Origin of the sequence: Dactylosporangium maewongense (assembly GCF_039531485.1) — a bacterium.
In the GTDB taxonomy this organism is placed as follows: domain Bacteria; phylum Actinomycetota; class Actinomycetes; order Mycobacteriales; family Micromonosporaceae; genus Dactylosporangium; species Dactylosporangium maewongense.
Genome location: NZ_BAAAQD010000020.1, coordinates 180,586 through 194,094 on the forward strand (window position 1 = coordinate 180,586; position 13,509 = coordinate 194,094).

A 13,509-nucleotide genomic window follows, 5' to 3' on the forward strand; every position below is an offset into this window, starting at 1 on the left:
CAGACTGGTGAGAGGACGACGATGACCGATCACACGAGCAGCGACATATCGCTGCGGGTCAACGATGTGATGCACCGGCTGTCGGTGGACAACCGCCGGACGCTGCTCGATGCGTTACGGGAAGACCTGGGCGTCACCGGTCCGAAGAAGGGCTGCGACCACGGGCAGTGCGGCGCCTGCACGGTGCTGCGCGACGGCCGGCGGGTGGTCTCCTGTCTGACCCTCGCGGTCGCCGCCGACGGTGCCGCGATCACGACCGTCGAAGGGCTGGCCGGCGAGGGCGAACTGCGGCCGATCCAGGAGGCGTTCCTGCGTTTGGACGGTTTTCAATGCGGCTTCTGCACACCCGGGCAGATCTGCTCGGCGGTCGGGATGCTCGCCGAGTACGCGGCCGGCTGGCCTAGCGCCGTCACTGCCGGCGACTCGCCGGACCGGGCGCCGGACCTGGACGAGGCCGAGGTACGCGAGCGGATGAGCGGCAACCTGTGCCGTTGCGGGGCGCACCCGTCGATCGTCCGCGCGGTGCTCGAGACGGCCGTTCGTGAAGGGGTGACAGGGTGAAGGAGTTCGCTTACCGGCGCGCGACTCAGGTCCGCGATGCGCTGACAGCGGTGGCGGAGAATGCCGGCGCCCGGTATCTGGCCGGGGGCACGAATCTCGTCGATCTGATGAAGGGCGGCGTCGAGGCGCCGACCCGGCTGGTGGATATTCGGCAGCTTCAGCTGGACGGTGTCCGCGACGCACCGGACGGGGGGCTGGTGATCGGTGCGACCACGACGAACAGCGACGCTGCCGCGCATCCCGAGGTGCGACGCCGGTTCCCGGCGCTGACCCAGGCCATCCTGGCGGGCGCGTCCGGCCAGTTGCGGAACATGGCCACGGTGGGCGGGAACCTGTTGCAACGCACACGGTGCGGCTACTTCGCAGACCTCTCCCAGCCGTGCAACAAACGGGTTCCGGGCAGCGGATGCTCCGCGCTCGCCGGGGTCCACCACAACCACGCCGTCCTCGGCCGCTCCGAGCATTGTGTGGCCACCCACCCCTCGGACATGGCGGTGGCGCTGGCCGCGTTCGACGCGGTCGTGCACTACGAGACGCTCGACGGCGCCGGCGAGATCCCCCTGTCACGGTTCTACCTGCCGGTCGGTGAGCGTCCGGACCTGGAGACGGCGTTGCCACCCGGCGCGCTGATCACCGCAGTCGCCCTGCCGGGGTCCGCGGTGAACCCTCGGTCGCGGTACCGCAAGGTCCGCGAGCGCGCGTCGTACGCCTTCGCGACGGTCTCCGTCGCCGCCGCGCTGGACATCTGTGACGGCGTGGTGCGCGACGTCCGCATCGCTCTCGGCGGCGTGGCGTCACGGCCCTGGCGCGCCCACTCCGCGGAGGCCGTCCTCCGCCACACCCGGCCCACCACCGACCGGTTCCGGATCGCCGCCGAGGCGGAGCTGGACGCCGCGGAGCCGTTGCCCGGCAACGGATACAAGGTGACGTTGGCGCGGAACCTCATCGGGGCCGTGCTCGGTGAACTCGCTGGAACGGAGAACGACCGATGAACACAGACCCCACTTCCGGCGCTGTCGGTGCCCCCCGCTCGCGGATCGAGGGCCGGCTCAAGGTCACCGGCGCGGCCCGGTACGCCTCGGACGTACCGATGCCGGACCTCGCCCACGGCTGGATGGTGACCGCCACCATCTCCCGGGGCCGCATCCGCGACATCGACGCCGCCGGCACCCTGGCCATGCCGGGCGTGCTGGGGGTGCTCGACCACCGCAACGCGCCCCGCCTCAATCCCCGGGCCGGCAACTACTTCGGCCCGGATGGGAGCCTGCAGCTGCTGCAGGACGACGTGATCCCGTACGCGGGCCGGCCGATCGCGCTGGTGGTGGCGGAAACACCGGAGCAGGCACGGGCGGCGGCGGCAGCGCTGCGGGTGACCTGCGACGTCGAGCCGCACGACTTGGACTTCCACCTGGAGCATCCTGCCGCCCGTCCGGCGTCGACCGCCTTCGGCCCGGAGGCGGACACCGGCGACATGGACGCGGAACTGGCGGCGGCCGCGGTCGTGGTCGACGAGCGGTACTGCACCCCCGAGGAGAGCCACAGCGCCCTGGAACCCCATGCCGCAACCGTGTGGTGGGAGGACGGGCACGTGTACGCCGTGGACTCCAACCAGGGAGCGTTCAGCGTGTCCGAGGTCCTGGCCGCGTTGTGGTCCATCGACCGTGAGCGGGTCCACATTCGCGCCGAGCATGTCGGCGGCGGTTTCGGCGGCAAGGTCGCCTGCGGCCCGCCGGTGATCCTCGCATCGATGGCCGCCGAACGGTTCGGACGTCCGGTGCGGATCGCCGTGACCCGGGAACAGGTCTTCGAGGCGACCGCGTCCCGCCCCCCGACGGAGCAGTCGATCCGCGTCGGTGCCGACGCCGACGGCCGCCTTCTCGTCATCCACCACCGGGCGGCGTACGCCCTCTCCCCGCTCGCCGAGTATATCGAGTGGTGCACCGAGCAGGCCAAAATCCTGTACGCGGCACCGGCGATCCGCACCCAGCTCACCGCCGTACCCCTCGACATCCTGCCACCGGCCTCGATGCGCGGACCCGGCGCGACGCCCGGCTCGTTCGCCCTGGAGTCGGCGATCGACGAGGTGGCGGAGCGGCTGGAGATGGACCCGCTGGACCTGCGCCTGCGCAACCAGCCCATGGTCGCGCCCGTGTCGGGCCTGTCGTTCAGCAGCCGGCGCCTGGTTTCCTGCCTGCGGGAGGGTGCACGCCGATTCGGCTGGACGGCCCGCGACCGGCGTCCCCGCTCGCGGCGCGAGGGCCCGTGGCTGATCGGCAGCGGCATGGCCACGACCTCGTTCGGCGCCGGGGTGTTCCCGTCGTCGGCGTCGATCACCGCGGAGAAGGACGAGACGTTCACGGTGTCGATCGGCGCGAGCGACATCGGTACGGGTGCCCGTACCGCGCTGACCGCGGTCGCCGCCGACGCGCTCGGGGTCGGCACGGACAAGATCCGGATCCGGATCCGGATCGGCGACAGCGACCTCGGCATGGCTTGGGGCGCGGGCGGCTCCCGCGGAACGACGTCCTGGTCCTTCGCCATCCTCGAAGCCGCCAAGAAACTCCGGGACAACCTGGGCGACCCGGCACGGCCGGTGACCGCGACGGCGGACACCACTGCGATGATCAATTTCCAGCCGGACCGCGAGCGGCAGACCTACAGCGCCGTCTTCACGGAGGTCGCCGTCGACACAGCGACCGGCGAGGTGCGGGTACGCCGACTGCTCGGCATGTTCGCCGTGGGCCGGGTGATCAACCCCCTGCTGGCCCGGAGCCAGGTGATCGGCGGGATGATCATGGGGCTGTCCATGGCCCTGCACGAGGAGAGCCTGCGGGACCCACGGACCGGCAGACAGACCAACGGCGACTTCGCCGGCTACCACATCGCCGCGCACGCCGACGTACCCGACATCGAGGCCGACTTCGTCCCGGACTACGAGCCCCAGGACCCGTCGGGGTTCAACGGTCTCGGCGAGATCGGCACGGCCGGCACCGCGGCGGCGATCGCCAACGCCGTGTGGCATGCCACAGGCACCCGCCAGCGGATCCTCCCGATCCGCCTCGACCGCGTGCTGGAGCCGGCAACCACGGTCGACATCGCCGGCGAACTCCGTGTTGCGTAAGGCCTGGCCATTCATCGACGCCCATCGCCAGGCGGGGCGCCGCGTCGTTCTCGCCCGGCCGGTCAGCCGACGGCGACCAGTTTGGGGTGGGCGGCGAGGAAGCCCTTGACCCGGTCGGTGCGGACGGCGGTGAGCAGGTTGATGGTGGTCTGGTCGAGCTCTTCGGCGGTGCCGTTGCCGGGCGACTGGTTGAACGTGCCCTCGTTCGACTTGATGGTGACCACGTCGTCGCCGCTCACGCCGCGCATGGCGTACGCCCAGTCGGCCAGGTCGATGCCACCGCTGTCGATGGTGATCGCCTTGCCTGCGCCCTCGATGACCTTGTTGAACCGCACGCGTACCTGCTGGCGTTCGTGATGACGCGTTTCCGGTCCGGCCCGGCCGCGCGCCTCGACCCGTTCACGGGCGCTTGGCAGCCACCGGTCGGCGCACTGCCGCCGCTGCTGGCGGTGCTGGCCGGCGGCACGATCCTCGCGGTGCTGGCCGCAGCGGCGACCGGCGACAGCACGCGTGGTCCCGTCCACACACCGCCAGAACAGCACGCGTTGCCTTCCATGCCGAACGTCCAGTGACACGCCGCCCCCGCCAGGCGCGGCGTCACGCCGGGACCGCGGAGCCCTACTGGCGCCCGCCAGGACCGCGAATGCGCGCCGGGAACAGGCAGCAGCGCCCTGCAGCGCCGCCACGGCGGGCCGCAGCTGCTGCCGTCACCTCTGCCTCCCGCAACGACCCTCAATACGTCGTGCATCACCGGGGTAGGAGCTGCTCCACGGCGGTCAGGGGTAGGGCGGTGAAGCCGGCCTCAGCGGCGCGTTCGTAAGTGCCGCTACCGGGGATCTCCGTCAACGGGCCGTGGAATGGTGTGCCGCCGGCCGGCCGGACGTCCCAGCAACCGCCGGAGATGCCGAAGATCACCTGGTGGTCCACGACAGGCGACTGGATAACCGTCACGCCGAGGGGTGAGTTCCGCGCCGCCTGCGGAAACACGAACCCGAACAGGGCGCCGTCCGGCCCCCAGAGCGGCCCCGGGTTGCCCCGCGCGATGGCGTCGCCCTTCAGCGGCGGCAGCTGCGGTGTTTCGATCCACACCATGGTGCCGTCCGGGATGTCCGGTCCGGCGAGGGTACGCACAGCGGTCAGCGTCATCTCGCTGTTGAACGGACCGTCGGGACCGATCCGCCCCGTCAACCTACCGCTGGCCACGACGATCGACGCCCCGAGCTCGAGCACCTGCCGCATCCGCTCGCCCAGCGACATGGGGACGCACGCCTCCGCGGCGGCCATCGGCGCGGTGTCGTCCGGCGAACGGGGTTGCTCGCGCAAGGCGAACCAGCCGATCGGCACCAGCAGAACGCCCACGATCACGGCTGCCGCGACGGTGATGCGCCGCCGGCTGCGGGTCCGGCGCCGCGCGCCCAGTAGCCCGAGAACCGTGTCCGGGTCGGGGTCATGCTGCGCGAGTGCCTCCCGCAGCTGAGATTCTTCCATGTCAGGCCTTCTTCTCCTAAGTTGCCGTCAGCCGCAGCGCCGACCGTGCGTGCGACAGGTGCGAGCGGACGGTGGCGGTGGAACAGCCGAGCACTGCGGCGATCTCGTCGTCCGTCTGGTCGTACAGGTAGCGCAGCACGACTGCGGCCCGTTGCCGGGCCGTCAGCCCGGCGAGGAGCCGCTGGACCTCCTCGCGGTCCTCGACGGCGCGGTATGTGTCCGTGTCGGTCCGGTCCAGCACAGCCGGGTCGGCAGTCACCTCGGTGCGCCGCCGTTGCCGTTTGCGGGCGTCCGACAAGAACGTGCTGAGGACGATGCGCCGCACGTACGCCACCGGTTGCCGCATCCCGGAGATGCGCCCCCACCTGGCCGAAGCGGCGAGCAGTGCGTCGGCCAGATGGGCGGCTTCCAGCTGGCGCCGGCCTACTGGCTCACCGACGCGGCCCGTGTCGCGGGTGACGCCAGTCGCCTGACGGCAACCGCTCGCGGATCCAACCCGGAGGCATGGGACGTGCACTGGGTGCCGCTCGCTGCCGGCCGGTGCGGCGGCTACCTGGTCGTCGACCACACCCCAGACGTGGACACCGGTCGAACCTTTCTCTGGGAGCCCGAGACCGGTGCGGATGCGATGGGGTCATGGACAGGTCTTGAGGAGCTCTACAGCGAGCTCCGGTCCGCGCTGCTGGGTGGAGCACCGTGGCTGGACAACAGCTACCAGATGGTCGACGGTGGGGTGGAGTGGGAGTAGGACTCGCTGCTGCCGGGCGAGAGTGTCGACGCATACCTGCGGCGGATCAGCCCGCCGAAGGCTTCGCTGGCCGAGTAAAGGGTCCACGAATCACCTCGCCGCCGGAGCCCGGCCATTGCCCGGAACTGGCGTTGTCGTTCATGCCGCGCTCAGCACCTCGGCGATCGGAGTGAAGTCCGGCGCGATGAGTCCCGCGAGGTCGTCGGCGCTCTGGTGGCGGTCGGCGTTGACCCGAGCGTAGTAGCGCATCAACGTCGCCGGATCGTGGCCGAGACGCTCAGCCACCTCCGCAATCCCGTACCCGGCCGGGGTCCAGCAGATTCGAAGCGGCCAAGCGCCGGCGTGGGTGCCGATAAACCCCATCCATACGGCTCGTACCAATGACCGATTCGGACAGGAACGTCGAGATCCTGACGCTGCGCCACCAGCTCGCCATCCTGCAGCGCCAGATCGACTAGCCCCGCCTCACCCCGCCCCACCGGGCGTTCCTCGCCGCCCTCCTCCACCGGCTACCAAGACCGAAGCTGCGTCGGCAGCGGTGCCGGTCTCGGCCTGTCCATCGCCGCCGTCATCACCACGCACGGCGGCGACATCCGGGCCGAACCCGTCGACTCCGGTTTCGTCGTGCGCGTCGGCCTGCAGGCCGCCGGTGCGTGGGACCGGCCGGCGCGGTTCAGCTCCAGGCGCGGCCGAACCACCGCCGGACACGGCTCGACCCGAACTCGGTCTTGTCCGCCCGGTAGACGTCGGAGGCGTCGTCGAAGGTGCCGAACGGCGTCTCGCCCCGGCGGAACGTCACCTGGACGCGGCCGATGCGCTCCTCGCCGAACTCGACGAAGCAGATGCCGGTGCCGTCGTAGGTCGCCGCGGCACCGTCGCCGCGGTGCGCCGCGATGATCTGCTCGGCGACGACCGCCGCCTGTCCCTCGGCGAACACCCCGGCCTTGGGCGTGCCGACGCTGGTCACGTCGCCGACCGCGTAGACACCCTCATACTGCGTGCGCAGGGTCAGCGAGTCGACCGGGATCCAGCCGTCGACGCACATCCCGGAGTCCAGCACCACCTGTGGCGCCCGGTGCACGGGCACCCCGAGGAACAGGTCGAACGGCAGCTCGTCGCCGTCGGCGAGCAGCGCCACCTTGCGCCGCGGGTCGAGCCCGCGCACCAGCCGGTTCGGGTGCCAGCCGATGCCCCGCTCGGCGAACGCCGTCAGCAGCGCCGCGGAGGCGGCCGGCGACGGCGGGATCGGCGCGCCCAGCGGCATCACGAGGTCGACCCGCGAGCGGTCCCGGATGCCGCGAGCGGACAGCAGGTCGTGCAGCATGAGCGCGGTCTCGCTCGGCGCCGGCGGACACTTGAACGGGGTCGACGTGACTCCCACGAGCACCCGGCCGCCGTCGAACCGTTCGAGGACCTCGCGCAGCGCGAACGCGCCGTCGACCGTGTAGAACTCGTGCCCGGCCTCGACCAGGCCCGGGGTCGCGCCCGGGTCCAGGTCGGCGCCGAGCGCGACCACCAGGACGTCCGCCTCGTACGTGCCCTCGTCGGTCTCGACCCGCCGCCCCGCCGGGTCGATGGACCGGATCTCGGCCCGTACGACGCGGACACCCGGCTTGACCAGGTCCGCGTACGGGTGCCGCACCGCCGCCGCGGTGGTGCGGCCGAACATGACGTCGAGCTTGGAGAACCCGAAGACGAACCCGTCGGCTTTGTCGACCAGGGTGATCTCGGCGGCGTCGCCCAACGCCTCGGACAGCCGGGTGGTCAGCTCCAGCCCGCCGAAGCCGGCACCCAGCACCAGGACGCGCACGACGTCAGGCCGGCTGCGCGACGATGCGGATGTACGGCTTCGGCTCTTTCCAGACGCCGAAGATCTCGCGGGCCCGCTCGTTGCTGACCGAGCCGGCGATCACCACGTCCTCGCCCTGTCGCCAGTTCACCGGCGTGGCGACCGCGTGCCGGGCGGTCAGCTGCAGCGAGTCGACGACCCGCAGGATCTCGTCGAAGTTGCGTCCGGTGGTCATCGGATACAGCAGGATCAGTTTGATCTTCTTGTCCGGGCCGATCACGAAGACCCCGCGGACCGTCTGGTTCTGGGCGGCGGTCCGGTCGGCCGCGTCACCGCTGACGTCGGCGCCGAGCATCCCGTACGCCTTGGACACGACGAAGTCCGCGTCCCCGATCATCGGGTAGTTGGGTGCCGTGCCCTGCGTCTCCTCGATGTCGGCGGCCCACTGGGCGTGCCGGTCGACGGGGTCCACCGACAGCGCCATCAGCTTGACGCCGCGCTTGTCGAACTCCGGCTTGATCTTCGCCATGTAGCCGAGCTCGGTCGTGCAGATCGGGGTGAAGTCCTTCGGGTGCGAGAACAGCACCGCCCAGGAGTCGCCGATCCACTCGTGGAAGCTGATCGGGCCGTCCGTGGTCGCCGCCACGAAGTCGGGGGCGATGTCACCGATCGTCAAGCTCATCTCGTGCTCCTTCATCCTCGCCCGGCCGGCGTGGCCGGGCGTTGAGGAGAACAGTAGGAAGGCGGCGTTCCCTGGGCGTTACCTTATTGGAAGGCCTGCTCAGCGCGGGTGCGATCGACCCAGAACGGGTGATCGGCCCGGGTGAAGCCGGCCACCGCGGCCTGCCGCCGGTCCCGGGCCAGGGCCGGGTCGCCGGCCGCGACCGCCGCGTAGGACGCCGCCAGGTCGGCCATCGCGGCCCAGCCGGAACTGGCGAACGCACCCGCGAACCGGGCGGCCGCCGCGGCCAGCTCCGCCGCTCCCTCCGGCGCGCCCGCCTGGACGTGGGCCTGCGCGCCGACCGGGTTCAGCAGCGCGCTGCAGGTCGGGCACTCGCCGTACCTGGCCGCCGCGGACCGCGCCGAACGCACCGAGCGAACCGCCGCCTCGGGCTCGCCGCGCTCCACCGCCGCGAACGCGGCCGTGGCGTGCAGCCGCGCCCACGCGTGCCGGGCCATCGGGGTCACGGTCGCAATCGTCGTCGCCCGCTTGAGGAACACGGTCGCCTCGGCGTGCTCCCCGACGCACGCCGCCAGCTCGGCTCGGCGCAGCCAGGGCAGCGCGACCGTGCGGCTGCCGAGCGGCTCGTACAGGTCGCAGCTGCGCTCCAGACAGGCGGCGGCCTCGTCCCACCGCGCCCGCAGCAGCAGCGACTCGCCGAGCAGGCACCAGGCGAACGCCTGGGCGGGCACGGCGTCCAGGCGTTCGGCGAGCGCCAGCGTCTCCCGGGCGTACTCGTCCACGTCGCGGGTCGAGTCGTCACCGTACAGCTGGTACTGGCTGAGGCAGTGGTTGAAGTCGCAGAACCGGGCCACCCGCTGGCCGAGCGCCGAACCGGTCAGCCGCTCGATCTGATGCTGCAGGCCGGGACGCCAGTCGCCACGCAGGTGCGAGACGAACGCCAGCGCCTCCAACGCCGCGGCCACGTCGTCCTCGTCGCCGTGCGCCAGCGCCGCCGTGTGCGCCTCCTCCGCGTGCCGGCCGGCGGCCGCGAGGTCGCCGCGTTCCCACGCCAGCTGGGCGCGCAGACAGCTCAGGCGGCCCTGCTCGGCCGGGCCGGGACCGAACCCGTCCGCGGCCGCCAGGTGCGGCTCCGCCTCGTCGGGCCGGTGCTGCATCAGCCACGCGCCCGCGGCCTTGCGGTGCACCCGACCCGACGGTTCCGCGGCCAGCGCCTGCGCGTAGGCCTGCACCGCCGCGGACGGGTTCCCCGACTGCACCCGCAGGTCGCCGACGCGCTCCCACAGGTCGGTGGTCAGCGCCGGCTCGCTCACCTGCTCGGCGCGGATCTCCTCGTAGAGGCGCTGGGTCTCCGCGGCCGGTCCCACCCCCAGCTCCTCCTGAAGCACCTCGCACAGCCGCGCGTACTGCCGCTGCGCCTCGTCGCGTCGCCCGGCCAACGCGTACAGCCGCATCAGCCACGCGTGGTTCGCCTCGCCGAGCTGGTCGGCGGCCACCAGCCGCTGCACGGCGCGGGCCGCCTCGACCAGGTCACCGCCGGCCTCCAGCAGCCCGGCGTACTCCCCGACCAGGGCGAGGAAGTCGGCGTGCAGCTCCTCACGCGGCGCCGCCGCCCACTCCTCGTACAGATCCTCGGGCAGCAGCCCCTGCCGGTACACGGCGATCGCGGCGGCGTACGCATCGACCTTCCTGCTCGCCCGGGCCTCGGCCGCCAGCGACCAGTAGTCGCCGACGTCGACCGAAAGGCGACCGGGCGGCAGAAACAGCAGATCCCCCGCCGAAACGATGTATTCCGCGCCATCCACGGAATGCAGAATCCGCCGGGCGGAATGCAACACCTTCCGCAAATTCGCGGCCGCCGCCGACGGCTCGAACTCCGGCCACAGCGCCGCCGTCACCTGCTCCCGCCGCAACCGCTGCCCCGGCGCCAGCGCAAGCATCTTGACCAGGGCCGCGGGCTTCCGCTGGGTCCACATCCCCGGATCGACGGCCCGACCTTCCACGTACACCCGGAAACCGCCGAAAAGGTCGATGCGCAAATTCACGCGGCCACCCTACCGAACCGATCCGTTCAGTCGGCTACCTCTGCCTTTCCCGTGACCGATGGTATTGCTGCGACTGCGCCACGACGGGTGTCATGGCCCCGGAACGGCAGCGGCGGCGGTGCCGAAATCCTGCTGTAACACGTAACAGTCCGGTCACGATGGCTTTCCCGGCGCGTGCCGCCGCACGTACAGTGCCAGTGGCCGGAGGTCAGACCTCTGTCCTCAGGCCTTCAATCCATGCCAACGTGAGGTGGACGCGTGCAGGAACCCGCCGCCCGGTACGAGGGATACAAGTCGTTCGACTACCTGGCCCCCCATACCGACTTCAAGGTGTTCGAGCTGGCCCCGCAGCTGGGCCGGGTGCCCGAGCACGACCTCGGGCTCTCCGACAGCCAGCGGGAACGGGTCGCCCGGCTGCTCAGCGAGCACGCCGCGATCTCGCTGCACGAGCACCCCAAGATCCTTCCTGCCGACGTCACGCAACTGCGGGACTACAACCGCACCGGACGCAACGCCTTCGGATTCGAAGGGCTCGCGCGGTCCGGCCTCACCGCCGTCTTCGACAACTTCATGAACGGCACCGGCTGTGTCACCAGCGAGCACGCCTGGAAGTGGGACGACGTCATCTATGACATCGGGCTGCGCTTCGCCGATGTCGCCAAGCAGGACTACGTGGTGGTGGCGACCACCCTCGACGAGATCTTCGCGGCCAAGCGCGACGGCCGGCTCGCCCTGGTGGCGGGGCTGGAGGCGGCCACGATGATCGAGAACGAACTGGACCGGATCGACATCCTGTACGGCTTCGGCGTGCGCCAGATGGGCATCGCCTACAGCCAGGCCAACATGCTCGGCAGTGGGCTCTCCGAGGACCGCGACGGCGGCCTCACCCACTTCGGCCGCCGCGCCGTCGACCGGATGAACAAGCTCGGCATCGCCATCGACATCTCGCACTCCGGCGACCAGACGTCCCGCGACGTGATCGAGGCCAGCCGGGTGCCGGTCTTCATCACCCACGCCGGCTCGCGCACGGTCTGGGACACGCCCCGGATGAAGCCGGACGACGTGATCCGCGCCTGCGCCGAGCGCGGCGGCGTGATCGGCATCGAGGCCGCCCCGCACACCACCCTGTCCGCGAAGCACCCGCACCACTCGATCGAGTCGGTGATGGACCACTTCACCCACTGCGTCGAGCTGGTCGGCATCGACCACGTGGCGTTCGGACCGGACACCAACTTCGGCGACCACGTCGGCCTGCACGACAGCTTTGTCGGGCACCTGGCGATCGGCCGGGCGCACGGCGCGGTCGACCACCCGCGCGTGCCGTACGTCTCCGGGCTCGAGAACCCGGCCGAGTGCTTCAGCAACATCGTCGGCTGGCTGGTCCAGCACGACTACTCCGATGACGAGATCGCCAAGGTCATCGGCGGCAACATCATTCGCGTACTTCAGGAGGTTTGGTGAGGAACCTGAGCAAGGCCGCCGTCGCGCTCGGCGCGGCGGTCGCCCTGACCCTGTCCGGCTGCGGGCTCAACGAGGACAACGACTCGTCGAAGGGCAGCGGCGGCGGCGACGCGGTGCTGCGGATCGGCACCACGACCGACGTCTCCAACTTCAACCCGCTGCAGTCGCTGAGCAAGACCGACTCCTGGATTCTCAACGCGATGTACCCGCACCTGCTGCGGATCGACGAGAACGCGAAGAAGGCGCCGGAGCTGGCGAAGGACTACAGCTACGAGGACGGCGGCAAGACCGCGGTGTTCAAGCTGCGCGACGACTTCGTGTGGACCGACGGCAAGCCGGTGGTCGCCGATGACGTCAAGTTCAGCGCCGAGTCGATCATGAAGTACAAGCTCGGCAACGTCGCCGCCAAGCTCACCTGGGTCACCTCGGTCGAGGCGCCGGACGCGACGACGGTGAAGTTCCACCTCTCGCAGGCGTACGCGCCGTTCGCCGAGGGTGTCGGCTTCTGGATGTCGGTCGTGCCCAAGCACGTCTTCGAGTCCGCCGGCGACCTGTCGAAGTTCCCCAACGACTCCAACTGGGTCGGCGCCGGGCCGTTCGTGCTGGAGAGCGCCACCAAGAGCCAGCGGTACGTGATGAAGCGTAACGACAAGTACCCGCTCGCGCCCGGTGGCAAGGCGGCCGTCAGCAAGGTCGAGTACCGCATCTACCCGGACGTCAACACGATGATGCTGGCGCTGCGCAACGGCGACATCGACCTGATGGGCACCCCGGTGCCGACGTCCGCGGCGAAGACCTTCCAGGGCGACTCGAAGATCAAGCTGGCCAAGGTCGGCGCGCTCGGCTTCGCCCACCTGACGTACAACATGAACAACAAGGACCTGGCCAAGCAGGAGGTCCGGCAGGCGCTGTCGATGGCGGTCGACACCAAGGCCATCATCGCCTCGGTGCTGCAGGGCGACGCGCAGCAGATGGCCGGCCCCATCTCGCCGATCTTCGCCGAGTACGACAACACCCAGCTCCAGCCGTACGCGTTCGACCCGGCGGGGGCGAAGGCCAAGCTCACCGCGGCGGGCTACAAGGACGGCAACGGCGACGGCTTCTTCGACGGGCTGGAGCTCGGCGTCGCCTGCGACCAGTCGAACGCCAACATGACCCGGGTGGTGCAGCTGTTCCGGGAGAGCGCCGAGCAGGCCGGCATCAAGTTGAAGAACGAGTGCGTTGAGCGCAACACCTTCCTGAGCCGCACCAAGGAAGGCAAGTACGACATCGACGCGTCGCAGTGGGGCGTCTTCGACAACCCGATGGACCAGCTGCGCAGCACGTACCTGTCCAGCAACCCGGGTGGGATCAACTACAACCTGCTCAAGTCGGACGAGATGGACCGGCTGATCAACGACGCCGCCGGCACGACCGACCACGCCACCTTCGTCGAGAAGATCAAGAACATCGACAAGGTCGTGCACGACCAGGCGTACCTGACCCCGCTGTACGTGGAGAACTTCCAGTTCGCCTACAACGCCAGCAAGTTCCAGGGCTTCGTCGCGTCGCCCTCCGACCTGCTCGGCATGGTCACCGCGTACTCGCTCGCCCAGGTCAAGCCGGTCGGCTGAC

General features: G+C 70.6%; 13 protein-coding genes. 7 read left to right on the forward strand and 6 right to left on the reverse strand.

From position 1 onward, the window contains the following. Positions 1 to 21: 21 nt before the first annotated feature. From ABD332_RS40435 to ABD332_RS40445, 3 genes are read left to right on the forward strand one after another with little or no spacing between them, the layout of a single operon-like run. The gene (locus tag ABD332_RS40435) at positions 22 to 561 is read left to right on the forward strand and encodes a (2Fe-2S)-binding protein (protein ID WP_425552371.1); all 540 of its coding nucleotides are present in this window, start codon (positions 22 to 24) and stop codon (positions 559 to 561) included. Further along, positions 558 to 1,553 (forward strand): FAD binding domain-containing protein, encoded by a 996-nt coding sequence (locus ABD332_RS40440; protein WP_344508850.1) that lies wholly within the window; start codon positions 558 to 560, stop codon positions 1,551 to 1,553. The genes ABD332_RS40435 and ABD332_RS40440 overlap by 4 nt, the downstream gene beginning before the upstream one ends. Further along, complete coding sequence (locus ABD332_RS40445; RefSeq protein WP_344508852.1) at positions 1,550 to 3,682, forward strand: xanthine dehydrogenase family protein molybdopterin-binding subunit; 2,133 nt, start codon at positions 1,550 to 1,552, stop codon at positions 3,680 to 3,682. The genes ABD332_RS40440 and ABD332_RS40445 overlap by 4 nt, the downstream gene beginning before the upstream one ends. Before the next feature lie 62 nt (positions 3,683 to 3,744). Here ABD332_RS40445 and ABD332_RS40450 read toward each other — a convergent pair whose 3' ends face one another. Continuing rightward, entirely contained in the window at positions 3,745 to 4,017 is a 273-nt protein-coding gene (locus ABD332_RS40450; protein WP_344508854.1) for a hypothetical protein, read from the reverse strand. A 21-nt stretch (positions 4,018 to 4,038) separates the two neighbouring features. On the opposite strand from ABD332_RS40450, the gene ABD332_RS40455 reads away from it, so the two are divergent. Then, on the forward strand, positions 4,039 to 4,254 hold the full coding sequence (locus tag ABD332_RS40455) for a hypothetical protein (RefSeq protein WP_344508856.1): 216 nt from the start codon (positions 4,039 to 4,041) through the stop codon (positions 4,252 to 4,254). Positions 4,255 to 4,429: 175 nt separating this feature from the next. Here the strand turns inward: ABD332_RS40455 and ABD332_RS40460 are convergent, their stop codons facing one another. Both ABD332_RS40460 and ABD332_RS40465 read right to left on the reverse strand, forming a co-directional pair. Beyond that, positions 4,430 to 5,170: a hypothetical protein gene (locus tag ABD332_RS40460; protein ID WP_344508858.1), complete on the reverse strand. Its 741-nt coding sequence runs from the start codon at positions 5,168 to 5,170 to the stop codon at positions 4,430 to 4,432. Between the two features lie 16 nt (positions 5,171 to 5,186). Beyond that, positions 5,187 to 5,687, reverse strand: coding sequence for an RNA polymerase sigma factor (locus tag ABD332_RS40465; RefSeq protein WP_344508860.1), 501 nt, complete (start codon positions 5,685 to 5,687; stop codon positions 5,187 to 5,189). Here ABD332_RS40465 and ABD332_RS40470 point away from each other — a divergent pair. Further along, positions 5,568 to 5,918 (forward strand): SMI1/KNR4 family protein, encoded by a 351-nt coding sequence (locus ABD332_RS40470; protein WP_344508953.1) that lies wholly within the window; start codon positions 5,568 to 5,570, stop codon positions 5,916 to 5,918. The two genes, ABD332_RS40465 and ABD332_RS40470, sit on opposite strands and share 120 nt — an antisense overlap. A 673-nt stretch (positions 5,919 to 6,591) precedes the next feature. Here ABD332_RS40470 and ABD332_RS40475 read toward each other — a convergent pair. The 3 genes from ABD332_RS40475 to ABD332_RS40485 all read right to left on the reverse strand — a co-directional run bounded on the left by ABD332_RS40475 (position 6,592) and on the right by ABD332_RS40485 (position 10,434). Next, positions 6,592 to 7,728, reverse strand: coding sequence for an NAD(P)/FAD-dependent oxidoreductase (locus ABD332_RS40475; protein ID WP_344508862.1), 1,137 nt, complete (start codon positions 7,726 to 7,728; stop codon positions 6,592 to 6,594). A 4-nt stretch (positions 7,729 to 7,732) separates the two neighbouring features. Further along, complete coding sequence (locus ABD332_RS40480) at positions 7,733 to 8,389, reverse strand: peroxiredoxin (RefSeq protein ID WP_344508863.1); 657 nt, start codon at positions 8,387 to 8,389, stop codon at positions 7,733 to 7,735. Positions 8,390 to 8,472: 83 nt separating this feature from the next. Further along, entirely contained in the window at positions 8,473 to 10,434 is a 1,962-nt protein-coding gene (locus ABD332_RS40485) for an ATP-binding protein (protein WP_344508865.1), read from the reverse strand. A 258-nt stretch (positions 10,435 to 10,692) separates the two neighbouring features. Between ABD332_RS40485 and ABD332_RS40490 the strand changes: the two genes are divergently transcribed. Both ABD332_RS40490 and ABD332_RS40495 read left to right on the forward strand, forming a co-directional pair. Beyond that, positions 10,693 to 11,895, forward strand: a complete 1,203-nt coding sequence (locus tag ABD332_RS40490; RefSeq protein ID WP_344508866.1) for a dipeptidase — start codon at positions 10,693 to 10,695, stop codon at positions 11,893 to 11,895. Beyond that, positions 11,892 to 13,508: an ABC transporter substrate-binding protein gene (locus ABD332_RS40495; RefSeq protein WP_344508868.1), complete on the forward strand. Its 1,617-nt coding sequence runs from the start codon at positions 11,892 to 11,894 to the stop codon at positions 13,506 to 13,508. The genes ABD332_RS40490 and ABD332_RS40495 overlap by 4 nt, the downstream gene beginning before the upstream one ends. The last annotated feature ends 1 nt before the right edge of the window (position 13,509 follow it).